The 15,933-nt window shown below is 43.3% G+C and carries 20 protein-coding genes; 2 read left to right on the top strand and 18 right to left on the bottom strand.

The window, feature by feature from the left end:
- Nucleotides 1–20: 20 nt before the first annotated feature.
- The 13 genes from ACTRWF_RS17875 to ACTRWF_RS17935 form a co-directional block, all read right to left on the bottom strand.
- Nucleotides 21–431, bottom strand: a complete 411-nt coding sequence (locus ACTRWF_RS17875; RefSeq protein ID WP_015066020.1) for a MerR family transcriptional regulator — start codon at nt 429–431, stop codon at nt 21–23.
- Between the two features lie 118 nt (nt 432–549).
- The gene (locus ACTRWF_RS17880; protein ID WP_014997003.1) at nt 550–999 is read right to left on the bottom strand and encodes an AIR synthase-related protein; all 450 of its coding nucleotides are present in this window, start codon (nt 997–999) and stop codon (nt 550–552) included.
- Entirely contained in the window at nt 984–1,376 is a 393-nt protein-coding gene (locus ACTRWF_RS17885; RefSeq protein ID WP_014997002.1) for a hydrogenase maturation protease, read from the bottom strand. Before ACTRWF_RS17885 ends, ACTRWF_RS17880 begins: the two co-directional genes overlap by 16 nt.
- 14 nt (nt 1,377–1,390) lie before the next feature.
- Nucleotides 1,391–2,614: a hypothetical protein gene (locus ACTRWF_RS17890; RefSeq protein WP_156079167.1), complete on the bottom strand. Its 1,224-nt coding sequence runs from the start codon at nt 2,612–2,614 to the stop codon at nt 1,391–1,393.
- Nucleotides 2,615–2,626: 12 nt separating this feature from the next.
- A complete protein-coding gene (locus ACTRWF_RS17895; RefSeq protein ID WP_458733403.1) occupies nt 2,627–3,421 on the bottom strand; it encodes a cytochrome c3 family protein in 795 nt (264 codons plus the stop codon).
- Nucleotides 3,418–4,176, bottom strand: a complete 759-nt coding sequence (locus tag ACTRWF_RS17900; RefSeq protein ID WP_014996999.1) for a hypothetical protein — start codon at nt 4,174–4,176, stop codon at nt 3,418–3,420. Before ACTRWF_RS17900 ends, ACTRWF_RS17895 begins: the two co-directional genes overlap by 4 nt.
- Nucleotides 4,176–6,110, bottom strand: coding sequence for a 2Fe-2S iron-sulfur cluster-binding protein (locus ACTRWF_RS17905; protein ID WP_202285640.1), 1,935 nt, complete (start codon nt 6,108–6,110; stop codon nt 4,176–4,178). Before ACTRWF_RS17905 ends, ACTRWF_RS17900 begins: the two co-directional genes overlap by 1 nt.
- Nucleotides 6,107–6,952, bottom strand: a complete 846-nt coding sequence (locus tag ACTRWF_RS17910; protein ID WP_020742694.1) for a hypothetical protein — start codon at nt 6,950–6,952, stop codon at nt 6,107–6,109. Before ACTRWF_RS17910 ends, ACTRWF_RS17905 begins: the two co-directional genes overlap by 4 nt.
- A 28-nt stretch (nt 6,953–6,980) precedes the next feature.
- Nucleotides 6,981–7,337, bottom strand: a complete 357-nt coding sequence (locus ACTRWF_RS17915; protein ID WP_012516849.1) for a hypothetical protein — start codon at nt 7,335–7,337, stop codon at nt 6,981–6,983.
- A gap of 72 nt (nt 7,338–7,409) precedes the next feature.
- Nucleotides 7,410–7,841 (bottom strand): hypothetical protein, encoded by a 432-nt coding sequence (locus ACTRWF_RS17920; protein WP_012516848.1) that lies wholly within the window; start codon nt 7,839–7,841, stop codon nt 7,410–7,412.
- A gap of 96 nt (nt 7,842–7,937) precedes the next feature.
- Nucleotides 7,938–8,231, bottom strand: a complete 294-nt coding sequence (locus tag ACTRWF_RS17925) for a c-type cytochrome (protein WP_239241040.1) — start codon at nt 8,229–8,231, stop codon at nt 7,938–7,940.
- Between the two features lie 15 nt (nt 8,232–8,246).
- Nucleotides 8,247–8,462, bottom strand: coding sequence for a hypothetical protein (locus tag ACTRWF_RS17930; protein WP_012516846.1), 216 nt, complete (start codon nt 8,460–8,462; stop codon nt 8,247–8,249).
- Nucleotides 8,463–8,470: 8 nt separating this feature from the next.
- Nucleotides 8,471–8,644 (bottom strand): hypothetical protein, encoded by a 174-nt coding sequence (locus ACTRWF_RS17935; protein ID WP_012516845.1) that lies wholly within the window; start codon nt 8,642–8,644, stop codon nt 8,471–8,473.
- Nucleotides 8,645–9,077: 433 nt separating this feature from the next.
- On the opposite strand from ACTRWF_RS17935, the gene ACTRWF_RS17940 reads away from it, so the two are divergent.
- Together ACTRWF_RS17940 and ACTRWF_RS17945 are read left to right on the top strand one after the other, a co-directional pair.
- Nucleotides 9,078–11,192 carry an SDR family NAD(P)-dependent oxidoreductase gene (locus tag ACTRWF_RS17940; RefSeq protein WP_043959776.1) on the top strand — a complete coding sequence of 705 codons (2,115 nt, stop codon included), beginning with the start codon at nt 9,078–9,080 and terminating at the stop codon, nt 11,190–11,192.
- Nucleotides 11,193–11,504: 312 nt separating this feature from the next.
- Entirely contained in the window at nt 11,505–12,608 is a 1,104-nt protein-coding gene (locus ACTRWF_RS17945) for a hypothetical protein (protein WP_020744630.1), read from the top strand.
- A gap of 272 nt (nt 12,609–12,880) precedes the next feature.
- Here ACTRWF_RS17945 and ACTRWF_RS17950 read toward each other — a convergent pair whose 3' ends face one another.
- From ACTRWF_RS17950 to ACTRWF_RS17970, 5 genes are all read right to left on the bottom strand, one after another.
- Entirely contained in the window at nt 12,881–13,579 is a 699-nt protein-coding gene (locus ACTRWF_RS17950) for a heparan-alpha-glucosaminide N-acetyltransferase (RefSeq protein ID WP_020744863.1), read from the bottom strand.
- Nucleotides 13,580–13,593: 14 nt separating this feature from the next.
- On the bottom strand, nt 13,594–14,076 hold the full coding sequence (locus tag ACTRWF_RS17955) for a YybH family protein (RefSeq protein WP_015066008.1): 483 nt from the start codon (nt 14,074–14,076) through the stop codon (nt 13,594–13,596).
- A 34-nt stretch (nt 14,077–14,110) separates the two neighbouring features.
- Nucleotides 14,111–14,590 carry a YybH family protein gene (locus ACTRWF_RS17960; protein WP_020742693.1) on the bottom strand — a complete coding sequence of 160 codons (480 nt, stop codon included), beginning with the start codon at nt 14,588–14,590 and terminating at the stop codon, nt 14,111–14,113.
- A gap of 11 nt (nt 14,591–14,601) precedes the next feature.
- Nucleotides 14,602–15,357 carry a CopD family protein gene (locus ACTRWF_RS17965; RefSeq protein WP_462835964.1) on the bottom strand — a complete coding sequence of 252 codons (756 nt, stop codon included), beginning with the start codon at nt 15,355–15,357 and terminating at the stop codon, nt 14,602–14,604.
- Between the two features lie 167 nt (nt 15,358–15,524).
- Nucleotides 15,525–15,917, bottom strand: a complete 393-nt coding sequence (locus ACTRWF_RS17970) for a copper resistance CopC family protein (protein ID WP_012516837.1) — start codon at nt 15,915–15,917, stop codon at nt 15,525–15,527.
- Nucleotides 15,918–15,933 lie beyond the last annotated feature (16 nt).

Raw genomic sequence — 15,933 nt, forward strand, 5'->3', positions numbered from 1 at the left:
CACTCCCTCTCTAAATAATGTTATGATTTAAGTGTTGTGAAACCTTCAATCAAATGGCAAATCGTATCGGCCGTTGGATGCTGATCCGGTGTATTTTCCCATTCTGAGATTGCTTTTCGCATGCGCAGTCTTAGCTCATGCATGTCCTGATACCGCTGTTCAGTTTCTTTCAACCTTTGTTCAATAAGGCGCCGAACCGTCGGGCATGGCGCGTTGGTTTGTGATGACGTGAACAGAATTTCCTTAATATCATTGATAGAGAAACCTAATGAACGCGCGCTTAAAATAAACCGTAGTCGTGTCACATCAGCGGGCCTGTAATACTTGTAACCATTGTGCGATTTACTTGGCACCAAAAACCCAATGCGCGTGTAATACCGTACGCTGTCCGCGCTAATCTCTAGTGCATCTGCAATTTGTTTAACGCGCATTTTAACGCTCCTCTTTTATCAACATAGATATGCGGTTAAGCACGCCTTTAATCCTATGTTCTACTCTCACGTTACTAGGGTAAACCTATGTGTTGCTCACAGGTCAACACCTATTCTTTCAGCAGATCCTTGGAAGCGGCTCATCTTCGAGTTCATTCATGAAACGTCTTCCTCCCATTGGCGTAACAATGGTCACGCGCCCTTTTGATTCGGTGTTTTTTACTATTACACCAATGTGTTCGGCCTGCTCCCCGTTTCGAATGCTCCGCCAGTGTTCTAGCACCTTACCGCTTATGTCAGGGGCAACAACAGCAACAATGCGTCCCTCACACGCTAAAACAAACGGATCAAAGCCTAATATTTCACACACGCTTGCCACTTCAGGTCGCACCGGAATATTATTTTCAATTAACTCGATATCGAAGCCTGTTTCATTAGCAACGTCATGGAGTAATACTGACAACCCTCCACGAGTTGGGTCACGCACAAAACGAACACCTTCCAAATGCTTGATTGGATCAATAAGAGGAACAACGCTTCCACAATCAGACTTTAGCTGACCTTGCAAACCATAGTCCTCGCGAGCAAGCAGGACACACGCACCGTGATCTGGTGAACGGAATGGGTCGTCGCTTGCTTAAACTGATCCGCAATTGCCTCGTCCTCAAACACTCTCACCGTACCAGGCGAACAGCGCATGTAGGCCGCGTCGATGACTATCGTATGATCGGAACTCGCGACCCACTCCAAAAGTTCATAGCTCAGTGTCCCAGCGTCAATGCAAGATACATTTGAATAAGACTTTAGCAGGGGTTGCAGAGCACGAACCGCGTGCACACCAACGCCATCATCTCGCTGCAGTAGATTTCCAACACCAATGATAGCGTAGCGCTTAGCCGCATTTTTAATTTGGTCAATTGTTGGTGTAGTTTCTAGTGATAGCATCGGTATTTTCCTTATTAGCTATGAGGTGCTGGAATTGACCAGCCAATCACAAAGAATAAACAGAGAACGATCACCGATAGACCAAGTAATTTTGTTGACCTAATGCGTTGACCTGTGCTTTGACGCATCACGAGTTTGATCACGATTATTGTTTGGATCAGGTAATAAAGTGCAAACCCTTTTGAAGCGAGATTAATAATTTCAAATACGTTAGATGACCAAACTAATATACCTGCGATGGCGATAACTAAAACGTAGTAAAATTGGGGGGAGATAGGTAAATGGAAAAGCTCTTTTAAGAGGCCTCCGCCACCGATAGTATCGGCTAATGCTGCACTTAACTGACTTGCCGTGGCGGCAACCAGTAATAAAATCGGCAATACCCATATTGCTTGCCCTAGGGTGTAGCTAATCGTTGTTTCGTTTAATTCCGTGATCGGAAAATCCAGGAAAATAGGACACGTTAGACCGATAAAAACAACATAGAGAAAAATAGCGATCCACTGAGCATAACGACTCGCTTTAATGCGCTGTTCTGGCGTATAGTTATTCCCCATAAAACGGGTTGTCTCGAACCCTTGCGTTACCATGAGCATCCCTGCGAGCATGCTAACAGTTTCAAAATGGCTCAATGCCTGTATCGCTTCATGTTGAAACCAAGCACTTTGTACTTGTATGTCGTAGGTTGCCAGCGCTGCGAGCACACCTACTATAATAGCCAACTTTATTGTCACGGCGAATAGCTCAATGGTCTCTAGCCCCCTAGCACCTCGAAGCCAAGCGACCACCATAATGATGACAAGCAACCCACTGGTAAACAGTTTGATGTACGTCGTATCAGAGATAGATAAACGATCAAAAACAAACGCTGCAAACAAACTAATATAAAACGCCACGGAAATGGCATATGCCGCACCAAGCGCCCATTGACTTGCTTTTTCAAGCGTCATAATACTGCTTTGTTGATTGCTAGCTAGCTCAGGTTCTGCGTGGCGTATATTGAAGCGAATAACCGACCCCAGCGCATATGCCAGAATGGACAACAACACTATTCCAAGCAGTGCCCATTTCCCCATTACCGAATGCAGCAGTGGTGCAATGATCAAAAAGCCACTACCAATAATGGAAGCCAACGGTGTGACTGTTGCTCGCCATTGGAAAGATTGTCGTAAGCGAGGCAGACACAATACTATTGCGATCAGCACCGAGGTTGCGAGCGCAATGGAATTTGTGATCACAGTTTGTACCCCTTAATGGTGTTTATACCACCCGGCACGCTTAATATCGTTCCAGGACGTAGATTGATGGCAGGCATAGCATTCCTCAACTTTAGCTTTAGGCTCGCCTGCCACTTTGGCGGAAATCATTTTAAAATGCTGCATATAGTGACTGGGCGGCGCTTCATGACATTGATTGCAATCACGTGATTGACTCGACGGGTGAATAAACTTTGGCAATGACCATTTGTCTGTGCTGTGACACTGCACGCAATCCTCTCCAAATAGACCTAAATGGCGATCATCGTTGCTGTGACATTGCGTACAATTTAATAAGGCTTCTTTATTACTGACCTCAGGGTGCACAAACAAGGGCTCAGGAGTTTGTTTATTCGCTAGTATGTTCTCCAAAAACGCCATGGTGGCAGCGCCCTCGTCAAACGGGACATTTGGGTTGGGGAGCATATTGAAACCAATGTCGACTAACGCTATATGGCTCATGAGCGAAATGTTGGCCGATTCACCTTTGTGCTCTACATGGCAACTTGCACATTCTTTGATGTCGGTATGAAATGCAGTGGGTTGACGCGCAACGATATGCGTATCATTTGCATGACACGCCACACATTTGTCACGCTCAACGCCCTTCACCGGTGTGTGACAACTCAAACAGTCATCCGCGAGAAAGGCATGTGCTTTATTGAGTGAACCGGGTTCAACCATTTTTTCCCATGGAATTTGTGCGCTATCTTCAGGCATATGAATGAAATGACTGACGCCAAAGCCAGCAGCAACTAAGCCAAGAACGATTATTATCCATTTCATCATAACCAGCGCAGTCCAAAGTAAACTTCACTGAAAATGTGAAAAAACAGGACTACATAAAGTGTCATTGAAATCACGATGTGAAATTTTAACCAACGAGCAAACCACACCTTCGCGGTGTCATGAATGAGAATGCTGTACTCAACATCGGAAATTGTATCAATGATAGAAAGAACCTGGCTTTCTTGTTTGAACAATTTACTTTGTGCTGAAGTAGGCACATTTAACGTGATGTAAGGAATATGTCGTGCGGATGTTTGGGCAAACGTCGAATATCTGTCATCACAGACTGCGTCTTTCAACGCCTGTTTTGCGTTAGAAAGCGCAACGTGGAGTTCATTTACTTGGCGCTTTTTCTCTTTCACATTCGATGAAATAAGACCGAGTACATATCGACCCACAAACCCACTGATCACAACGACCATCATAAAGATAACAAGCGAAACTCCGGTAGCACTATCAAAACGATGGGCACTATGGATCAGCGCTAGAATAGGCCCCAGCACACCAGCATAGATATGTATACGCAGGAGCGTTGGCATAGCGATGTGCTTCGTCACGACTTTCTTAAGTGATTTGTTACGCTTAATGGTCATGTATACCAATGGGATAAGCATTAATACCGAAGCGCTTAAACCCACGCCAAATCCAATAAAACTGCCTGGGAATGCTGGGTCTCTATGCCATAAAAAACCGAGCCATAGCAGGATCATTAGGACAACCAAGCTGCTTACAATTGTGCGCTCTTGAGAATTCATTAAGCCTCAACCTCCACATCAGATTTAGGGATAGCTTGGCACGCCAGAATATACCCACTGAGCTTATCTTCAGGCTCCAGCCCATCATCAACCTCCATATCGACGTCACCACGTAGCAGTTTCACCTTACAACTCCCGCACGAACCCGCTCTGCATGAATTCTCTATATCTACATCGAGTCCATCAGCGACGTCTAATACGGTCTCATCCGGACCCGCGTGGGCTTCGACGTCTGAAAGACTAAACCGTACTTGTCTGTTGTCGCCTGCGTTGGTGTTAGTGGCTAATTGAGGTTTAACGGGAGCGGGCTCTGGTTTAGCAGCCCCAAACGCTTCGGTTTTAATATGCGTGTTAGGCATACCCAATTCGGCTAGCATTTTTTTCGTAGCATCCATCATTGCAGGAGGCCCACAAATATGCGCAGTTTTTGAGGCAATATCTGGCACAAATTCGTTTATCATTGCGGATGAAAAGCGGCCTTGGGGCCCCATCCAGGATGTACCCTCTGCTTGAGTCATACTGACCAGTACTTTTAACCGAGGATGACGTGCTTGCAGATATTTTAATTCCTGTTCAAAAATAAAGTCGTTGGACGTTCGCGTACAAAACAGAAAATAAATATCACCGTCCCAGCACGTCGTCGTCAAGTAGCGGACAGCGCTCATCATCGGTGTGATCCCCACTCCCCCAGAAATCAACACCACGCTGTTTGAACCATGACCATTGAAATAAAATTTACCGCCGGGGGCTTTAATTGAAAGCGTATTTCCTACCTCAACCGCGTCATGCATATAACGAGAAACCACACCGAACTCCTCTCGCTTTATCGTAACTTCAAAGTAATACTGTTCAGTGGGCGATGATGCAATGGTGTATGAGCGCTTAACTGGCTTTTCAAAACCATCGATGTTCAGTGTGAACGTGACAAATTGACCTGGTTCGAAATCAAATGGAATGGTTTGTCCATCTGGGCTGGCTAGACGTAACGTTTTAACATCATGGGTTTCATTAAAAATCGCGGTTACTACCATATCGCCACTAAACGTGCCCTTGCGCGATGAGGCAGTGGATGACAATGCTGGCTCGCTACTTTGCGCTGGTGCCGAAGCATGCTGCTGGGCAGCCGGATTAGATTCGACAACAGAGGAAACTTTTGTCGTTGGCGCAGATGTGCTTGCGGTGTCTGTAGACTTAAGCTCTTCGAGCAGCGCGGCAGCTCTGCGCATCTTAAATCCATACACATACACCATAACAATTGTAAATATGAGTAAAACGAGCATCACTGCGCTGTGAAACGGTGTCATACCAAATAGGGTTGAAGTACCTTTTTCCGGCGCACTGGGAAGCAAATTCATTTGTGACTTGAACCAGGTTAATGCCACTCTTCGTGGTTCTTGCCCGTCTTGTATGGCACGTTTCGCAGCAAGACCACTGTCAAAATGGGCTATACCCTCTTTAACTGTTTCAACAGCCATTTGCATTTGGGAATAGTCATCAGTGGCAGCTGCGCGGGCAAGCCAATCAAAACCTGTAGCAAGTTGCTCACTTCCTTGTTGCATTCTTGCGGTTGCTTTAATCAGAACAGTCTCTCTTTGTTCGGGTGTAGCTGAATGCATGCGCATTAGCGTGGGATAGAGATCTTTAGGTTTGGGTGCACCCATTTTCTCCATCATTTTATCCATGCCTTTTGCCATACCGGGTCCCATCATGGCGTCAGCATTGCCCAGCGGTCCTTTACCTTGTGTAGCAGTCGGCAAAACATCCGTATTAGCGTTGACAGTGGGATCATTGGTAGCTTCAGGATGGTGGCTCGCATGCTCACTATCCTCTGGCTGTTGCTGTGCGTAACTGCTCGTCGTTGCGAATAACAGCATAACGTTCAAAATGACGGCGTAACGCAGAAAAAATGATGTGTGTGGCCACCACATGCTCATAACTCACCTGTTTGTTCGGCCATCCACAGGCTATTTATCTTAGCGATCTGAGAGGGCGTTAATACTGATACCGCTTTCCCTACCGATGTAATAAACTGCAACCGCAAGGCGCTGTTTGTGGCTTCTATTTCAGCAATGGTGTCTTTGATATTGTCGTATTGAGGTAGCCCCTGAGCGGTCAATTCCCACAACGATGCTTCTAACGCACTTCGCTGCAGCGTAAAGCTTTGTTGAGTAGACTCCCATTCAGTTCGGATCGTGAGAAGCGTTTGGTACTGACCATCGGTCAATTCGAGTGTCTCTTTGTGGTTTAAGAAAAAAGCTTGCTCTCCAACGTGGTATAAATGCAGCGCTCCACTGACACCGGGTAAGCTTTCATTTAATGGAGAACCAGATATCTGTGTTTTATTTTGTTCAGGTGGTGTACCCATCATTGAGCTGTTTTTCATCATCATTTTGCACATCATTCCCATGCACGATTTCCCGCGCATTGGCATCATGCCTTTATTCTTACTCTTTCCCATTTTCATTGTGTTTGTTGCTGAAAGTGGCATTGATGATGTATTGAGTGAAACACTGGTATCACTCGGATTTACACTCTCATTGCTTTTTGGCTGGGTCGCTAATGAATTGTCTAACGAGCGCAAAGCGGTTTGGATTTTAGCGAAGTCATCAACGTTTAACTCAGGCTGAGTTTCTTTAGTTTCTGATGAATTGTTTTTTTTGTCTGGCTCAGTACTTTGTGGTACTGCTGAGCACGCGGTTGTGAATAAGACACTCACTAATACCAGCGTCACAATAACCGCTATACGGTAGGGTTGGTGATAAACTCTATTATTCACAACGGCATACTCCTAATTAAAATATTAATCAAAAACCACGGTCAAACTCGACCATGTCATAACGCGTAATTTCGCCATCCAGCACAATAGCTTCCGCGAAGTGCTTATCCTTAGTTTTTCCAAGACGAATTTTCCCAACGAACTCTCGTGAATAGCTGTTTTCACCTTCTGAGATTGCTGTAGGGTCGTAGACAGTTCTATAGACATTAAAAACTTGATGTTCCTTCAAACCATCCGTATCAGATACACATACCACTGCTTGCTTATCATCGACTGTAACAACTTGCCCACTCATGATGTAGTCGTGATAAACCTGGCTTGCGCATCCTCCGAGGAGTCCAACTGACAAGACTACAATTGAAAAAAACTTAATTAATTTATTCATGTAAAATTCCTGTGATTATTGAAATAAGCGAGACAGCAGGTCACCTCCTGCCTCGTAACGTGGTGATTAGCTCTATTTGTGTTTATGTATTGGTTTAGACTTTTCAGCGGTGTGCCCCATCATTTGGCTCATCATGTCTTCCATCATCGACATACGCTGTTCCATCATTTTCATTTTGTCTTCGGTGGACATATCAGTGTGTTTGTGTTTCATTCCTTTTCCCGCTTTCATCCCCATCGAGTCGCTTCCTTCCATCATGCCCATCATGTCTTGCATCTTTTGGGCATGCTCATGCAACATGGCTTCGCGCTTCTCCGGATCCGATTCACTCTTAACGGCATCCAATACTGCGCGCATTTCTTCCATATGCGTCTGCATCTTTTGCATCATCTGACCATCCATCATCGGCATATCAGATTTGTCAGTCTGTTGATATGCAAAAGAAGTCGCTATTGGCGCAACGACTAAAGCACTGGCCAGTAATAGTGAAGTAAGCTTTTTCATAAGATTGTTTCCTTTGATTATGCTCAGTTGAGCGTTTTAGGTTTAAAGTTTACGTCTTGTCACCTTAATCTAATGTCTTAGACTCAGGTCAATAGGCTATATGGACGATAAAAACTCAGCTAAAGCTTCAAGCTCATCATCTGTAATCGGCATTTGCGGCATTGCGGACGACGAGTTATTAAATTGAGGCTCCTTAACTTTGCGCAAAAAGAATGCCCTGCCGTTTTCGCTAATAACATTATCCAGCGATGGACCGAGTGTTCCGCCTGCGCCTTGCACTTGATGACACCCCTGACAACCATATCGAGTGAGTACGTCACGTGGATTGACTGTTAATGATTTAGCCAGAGTCACCTCTACCGGTTGAGCAGGACTAGAAGCTATTTCCATGAATTCAAGAATGGCTTATACTTCGCTGCCGGTTAAATGCGCTTTTTCGCGCATGTGTGGCATGATCACTCTCCACTCACTGATAGAAAACTCACGCACAGGCCTACTGTTATGACAACGCGCACAGTTGTTATTAATTAACTCTGCGCCAGAAAGTGTGGTTTCATCGTCTGCCAAGTTCGGTAACGAAATAAATGTGATTAGTGCACATATAATTAATTTCTTGTTCATGATATCCCCTAGAATCCATAGCTGAATTGCACAGCAAACCGTGTATCATCAGGGCCTTCAACTACGTCTGTATCTTCATAGCCCACCTTAATAACTGAACGAGGGTCCAACCAATAGTTGACACCTACCATCCAGCGCTCCGCTTCTTCAATTTTATTGGTTTCAGCATATTCAAGGACCAATTCAGTACTACCTAGGGATTGAAAAGCATGCCCAACGAAGAAAGTACCTTGTAAAAACCATCCATTGCGTGAAAATGAGTCAATAGTTTGCTCATGATCTCGCTCAACAAATGAGTCCGTTTCAGTTTTAATATACTCGCCTCTGATGATGGCGTGAGTACTAATAAAGTTGATATCAAACCCATTGGCTGTGATATCTAGTTGTCCTTGTTCGTCGTAGGCACCTTAATAAAATGTTTATGTATTTAATCGTAGTGATTTCATTTCAACTGTAGTTGATTCAGATCAAAGCATCACAACGAATCGATTACGGTTTGATTACATTTCTGTAATCAAATCATTAACTTTATTTATCCATTCAAGGACTTTACTTATGCTGAAGCTATCAAACATATAAGTGAGCTTTCACTCTTCTACGAAATAGGCTTTTAAGATGTTGTATCAACAGACAGCACTAATATCAGGCGCTAGCTCTGGTATAGGACTTGCGCTTACAAAAGAGCTTCTACTCTCCTACCCTTTTATCCAGATCGTAGCACTTTGTAGAAATCCAGAAACTTTACAACAGCTTAAAAGGTCTTATGGGGATAGGGTCAGAATCGAGTGTATCGATTTCACTAATAGGGATTGTATTAAAAGCCTTCAAAACGTTGTCAATCAGCATACTCACTTTAGCTACCTGATCCATTGCGCAGGTGTTGTCATGCCATTTGGAGATATTAGCAACGTCGCCCCTGATGAGTGGGAGGCAACCCAATGGATAAATGTCGAAGTACCTCGCCTTTTAACGCAGATATGCTTAAAAAAATTTAGTCATAGCCGCGTGATGTTTTTAACCAGTGATTTGCCAGTACAACCCGTTGCTGGCGCCTCAGCTTATTGTGTGAGCAAAGCATCATTAAATATGCTGTGCCAGTGTTTTCAACTTGAAGTCGATAACGATATTGCTGTTTTTACAACTGTGGCTCCTGGAAACGTCGACACCAAAATGCAGGAAACGATAAGGCAAGCTTCAAATCACGCGTTGCCTGCATCGGAGTTAATGCGCAGTATGTATTCAGCAAACAAGCTTTTACCTCCCCGATTAGTTGCACAATATCTGCGACAATTGCTGAGCGATATCACGCCAAACACTTTTGGTAGTCGTAGTTGGAATTTACTAGAGAGTATTGTTGAAGTTTCACCTGCAAAACAGACAAAAACAGATTCAATCACGCGGGCTACTGAAACAAGTTTGGTAGAACTGGCAAGTCTTGTTGACGGCGCATTCTGGTCACCGGGTAGTGCAGAATATGAAGAAAACAGGAAAGTATTCAATCAAGGTGTTTCGCGTTTTCCGTTAGTAATTATTCAACCTAAAACAAAGACCGATATTATACACATTGTCAGATGTGCAAAGCAGTTGCGCTTATCTATTACAATTAAGGGTCAAGGGCATGGTGTAAGTGGCATGTCGGTCCTTAACAATGCAATTGTAATTGATATGTCGATGTTTAAAACAACTGTACTGAATGTTGATAAGAGCTCAGTAAACGTCGGCGCAGGCGTCAAAAATAGTGAATTGGACCATTTTCTAGCGCAACACAACAAAGTAGTTCCTTTGGGTACCTGTCCCGATGTTGGTGTTGTCGGCGCAACATTGGGAGGGGGGATCGGTTTTTTGTCCAGAAAGCTTGGTTTGAGTTGCGACAATGTGCTCGCGTTTGGATTGATAACTGCTGACGGTAAAGTAAGACAAGTGACCGAATCCCAACATCCGGATTTGTTTTGGGCATTAAAAGGGTGTGGCCATGGTCAATTTGGCGTTGTGACCGATGTCACGTTTAAATTAAATGATGCCCCCCAAAATATTGATGGCCGAATACTCGAGTGGCCATTATGTCACGCACGATCTATTCTTAGGCAATATAGCAAAACAGTGCTCAGTGATAACAGATCGGTTTTTCTATATGCATATCTCTCGCGATCGATGCACGATAAAGCACGAATTTCGATAATGGGGTTTAGTGAGGACTGGGTGCACGGTTTGGATTCTGTAGCCAAATGGCAAGACGGTGCCACATTGTTAAGTAGGCGGTCGCAATACGTTGAATGCCAATCCAATGACTACGATAGTGATCTGAGTTTGTATTGGCGAAATGGCATAATTGAAGGCGAGCTATCAGACGAATTCATTGAAACACTTTTATCGTGTTACCGAGCTTGTCCGGTAAATTCAGGTGGATTTATGCTAGACCCGCTTTGTGGCGCTATTCAGGATGTAAACGCTGACGATTCGGCATTTATTCACCGCAACGCTTCTTTCGTCTGTAGTATCACAGGGATCACTCAAGCTGAATGTGACGATACTGAAGTTATCGATTGGGTGAATAAATCTTTCGATTTGCTATTACCGTTTTTTAATGGTCATTCTTACCAAAATTATGACATGGGGAATGGGTCGCCACTTGCTCTTTACTACGGCCAACACACAGCTCGTTTGAAATTATTAAAACAACAATACGATCCTACTGGTCTGTTTATGAGCTCTCTTCTGCGCCCTGACTAAAAGTTTTTTAGTCATTGCTGTGACGATTTCGATATTGTGAACGTATGTTCTACCCATATTGAATTGGCATTGTGGTTACTTGTAACAAGGAAATAATTTATGAAAAGATGGATATGTTTGTTTCTTGTGATGTCATCATCGCTCGCACATCCAAATGATCGTGAGCATGGCGATTTTTACAGAGGATTAACTGGTCTTAAAGTACAAATTGATGACGCGTATTAGAAAATTTCAGAGGCTTCTGACGCAGAGTTACGTGAGTTGAGTGCTCAAGAGTTAGAGCAGGTAAAGCAGTCGTTGCAGGTTCTCAACATGCAAGACATTCGAATGCAATTGCAACCTCATTTAAATCAACTGCACAAATCAACTAAATCTGAAACACTACTCGCGTCTAGAGATTTCACAAATGAAACCAGTCGAAACCTTGCAACAATGGCGCTGGCACTTATTTCGCTGTTGGTCGCCATGATTTCAGCGGCAATTGCTTGGATGAACCATGTTCAAAGTTCGCGAACGAAGGCAGTTAAAGATGAAGCTGAGAGCGACTTAGTTGCCTTGAGAGAAGCAACGGATCGTGAACTGATCGAACTACAAATGAACACGCAGCGGCAAATTAATTCACTGACTGAGAGGCACGAAAACGATATTGTTCGCCTCACTCAAGATCATAAGGAAGAAGTAAGGCGTCTTGAGCAATTAAATTTAGACAAGGTTCAACATGCAGAAACAGCATTTGAAAATCTAATGGGAGAAACAGAAACACAAAATGGGCTGATATTTAAAAATCTAGCGGTCTCCATATATCTTCGCCGGTTCTTAGTGGAAGATGGTTACGATCGGTTTTTTAACGACTTAACGCTTATTTCAATTGATGAAACAGCAACGGTTCGGTGTGATCCAAGCATATTAAGAGAAGTGATTTCAATTCAAGAGCACGCAATTTCACGGTTTGAAAAAGTCAAAAACAAGCTAGAAGATGCTAAAATGCTGTATTACGAAGCATTACTAGATCTTGCGTTTTATGAGGCTGAAATGTCGCGGTTTGGTATATTGAATGTCGATGCAACACAACGGATCAATGAAAACCTTGTTGCTTTTGAGCAGAATGTACTCTTTTGGTTAAACGAAGAACGAAGCGAATACAAAACACCAGAGCGGTTACCGCGTTTCATTTTTCGCGTAATCTGCATGGTAGACAGCTTGGTTTTTATCAGGGGATGTTTGAAACTTCACGAAATATCTGAAGAAAAACCCGCTAAAGACGAAATGTTATCACAAGTGTCTGCATTGCTAGTAGAAAACGATATGGCTACTGTAAGACAAATAACTGACGTAATAGATTCAAATGAATGTAGCTCTTTGTGGTCAAAATACACCAACTTCAAAGAAGAACGGCCAAAACTGTTCGAGTATTAACGGTAGTCTGGGTTTGTTGGCACTAAAAGCACAATCTTCTCCGAATTAGTCTTGCGTTGCTGTAAACACATTAGCGTTGATAACAAGATTATATCGACACATGCATTTGCGCGCAAGCGCATATGCGTGTATTAAGCATTGCTCTGCTGCCTTGACTCTCCCCCCCCCCCAAAAAAAAATGTGCACATCTCATCGTAATCTTATGTCTGCAGCAGCATAGCGGATATTAGTTACTGAAGGTGATTAATGGCAAAGTAAAAGAAGGTGTATAGTTACACCGATGAGCTCAACCAATAGATAGTACCAAACAGCGCAAAAAAGATAGGTTGATGCAATATGTAAACCACTAAACTATGCCGTCCGAGAAGAGTCAACTTATTCGGAATATTCCATTTTGCAACAGGATCAAATCCGCTTTTCAAAACGTGCCCTATCGCAATACCAAACAATACCACACCTATCCATGGAAAAATCGCAACGTAATCGTTTGGAGAATGAGGTAGTGACAAACTGATCAGATTAAATGGCCATTTACTGGATACGAGGCCACTGTTAAACAACGTGACCGCAACAAAACCCAACAACAGCGACAATATGGGTTTTCGAATCAACGGAACACACAAAACACTTGCTACTACAATAAAATGCAATACGCCAAAGAATATCCAGTTTGCATTAAAAAAATAATACGTAAAAAGCGATATTACCGCGGCCCAGAACGCTATGGAAAACAGCCGCAGTAAAAACATTTTTAGATTAAATTTTCGAAAATTCCCGAGCACGAGCGACGCGCCTACACTCACAAAGAAGAGCGTCAATATTACATACCGAAACTCCCTCCACCCTTTTCCATTGGGGACATTCCAATCAACCCAACCAAAAAAACGAAGATCGTAAGCAAAATGGAATACAACCATCAATACAATGGCTAACGTTCGTATTGCATCCAATGTGATATTGCGATTTTGCACGGAATTCAACGTTGTTAATGGTGCTTATGTGGCTTGTTATCACGGGTGGATGAATGCGAATGAATGACCTTCCATCCTTCATCAGTTCGGCGAAACAAATAGGTTTGAAATCCTTTTTTATCAAAAACTGCGCCGGTTTTGCGCACTTCTCCTGAAACATTTACTGTCGTAATTGCCCAAGCGAAGTCTCCTTCAACGTTTGTTTCGATATCTAGAATATCAATGGTCAATCGTTTCAATACCTCTTTTTCCGGCTCTACATGATTTTTGACCAAATCCTCTAAACCTTTATTCTGACTGCCTGACTCAATGTAACGCGCACCTACCTGGCCAAGATAGTGTTGATAGAACGGCATACCGTTACCAGACTCCCACCCCTTTTCAATATCTTGGATCATTTCTAGTATCTCTGTTTCGTCGTTCGTTTGCTCAGACGCATAAATGTATGGTGATGTGGCCAAAAAAATAACAACGCAGCTTGCATAGAAAAGTTTCATTATTGTGACCTTTTTATTTTAGTTTGGTGGGGAGTTAGTGAGACCAATGAATATGACTGATTTTCCACTGTCCATTGATCAGCGTTAAAAAGAGCGTTTCATTGCCTGTCCTATCAATATCTCGACCTTTATAGTTTCCAGAAGTGTGACTTCTTGAAATGGAGACAGCTGTATTACCATGCACACGAACATGATGCTCAATCGTCTTCGTGGTTACGGCAGATGAAAATTGCATGTCTGCTTGCAAATGATGTGCACGATATTCGTCGGCACTGCGCTCAATTCTGCCACCTTCCAAAATAAGGACATTATCGGCAAGTAAGCTCATGACTGTCTCTGCATTAGCGTCGGAGAGTGCTTTGTGGAATTGTTTTGCTATTATTCCTGCGTCGGAGTCTAGCCCTGAGAACATAGGACTATTGCTGGTGTCGTTATGCGATTTATCATGAGCATTAACACTGTTAGTTAATAGCAAAGGAAAGAGTATGATTGACAACAAGTAGATTTTTTTCATTTTGTGTTTCTTCAATAATTGGGGCCTACGGCGGTACTTAACACCACCGTCACCATTAAAATAGATATCCCTATACAAAGTTCGATTTGGATTGATTTTTGAAGCGTTCGAGGACTGGTTATGCCGGTTAAAAGCTGAGGAGCCAATCGCAGTTTGTGTAACAACGCGATCAGAAAGATGGCACCAACAAACAACAGCTTAACAAGCAATACAAAGCCGTAGTTTGTGTCAAGCAAATTGCTAACAGAACGCACAAGTTGCCAAGCCAGTAGTAAACCAGCAATAATTAACCCCCCAATGGGGTATACAGCCGATTTCCCAAATTTTGTCATGACGAGGTGCAAATTGGGGTTAGAAAGCGCTACGCACGTCCTTGAAAGAGGCCAGAGTGAACCCACCCACGCGAGCGCAATAACGGCATGAGCAGCCAGGATAAACTTGAAACTAGGTTGTAACTGTTGAGTATGCCCAGTTAATGTAAATGTATACCCAAATCCTGCCAACGCAATAACAATGAAAATTCCAAGAGAGTGATTTGAAATAAAAGCATTTTTTCTAATTGAATGACCTAAATAGGTTAAATATAGTAGCGCACTTGCGAACAGCACTAGTCGACTTTTTGCAACATCTCCGAGCGTTGAATGCGCGACCATCTCTCGCATAACGGGGTCAAACATACCAGCGTATCCAGATTGAGCGAGCTGCCCAACCTGAAACAAAAAGTCAAAAGCACTAAAAATGATGCCAATGACCGCAAACAAACGCATGTGCCTTGTTACCGTTGTTTGTAAGCTTGCGGGTAGAGTAAATTTGGTGTCAGTATCAGTATTGGTAATGCACAAAATCCAACCACCACCAAGCAGCGCTGATACGCCGAGATAAACACCAAACTTTGAAATCAACAACCCCAACTGCCAAATGTCCATAGCGTCCTCTAATGGTTGCCGTGCGTGCTGTCGTGCTTTTTATCGTTATGTTTCATCATTGAAGCATGCACCATAAAACTAAAAGCCCCTTCCATTTTGTGACCGTCCTGACCTAGCAACATCCAATTGACAGTGTATGTATCTACTGGTAATCCGGGTAATTCGTAACTAAAGGCACTAGCGAGTTCCGTACTTGGCTTAAACTCAAACGGAATGGTTTCCCCACTTTTTGATTGCAACGTTACTCTAGCCAACCTTACAGGCTTGGTAAAAACCAATGATAGTTCAGGTGGAGATGACATCAACATCGCATTATCCTTAGGTGTAGATGTCTTAAGTGTTGTGTGAGCAAAAGTAGAAAAACTTAAGGCTACCATGAGCATTGAAAAGATTAGTTTCATTTGAAGTCTCCTTAGA

Source organism: Alteromonas sp. G5_S2_22_S1, from assembly GCF_054968525.1.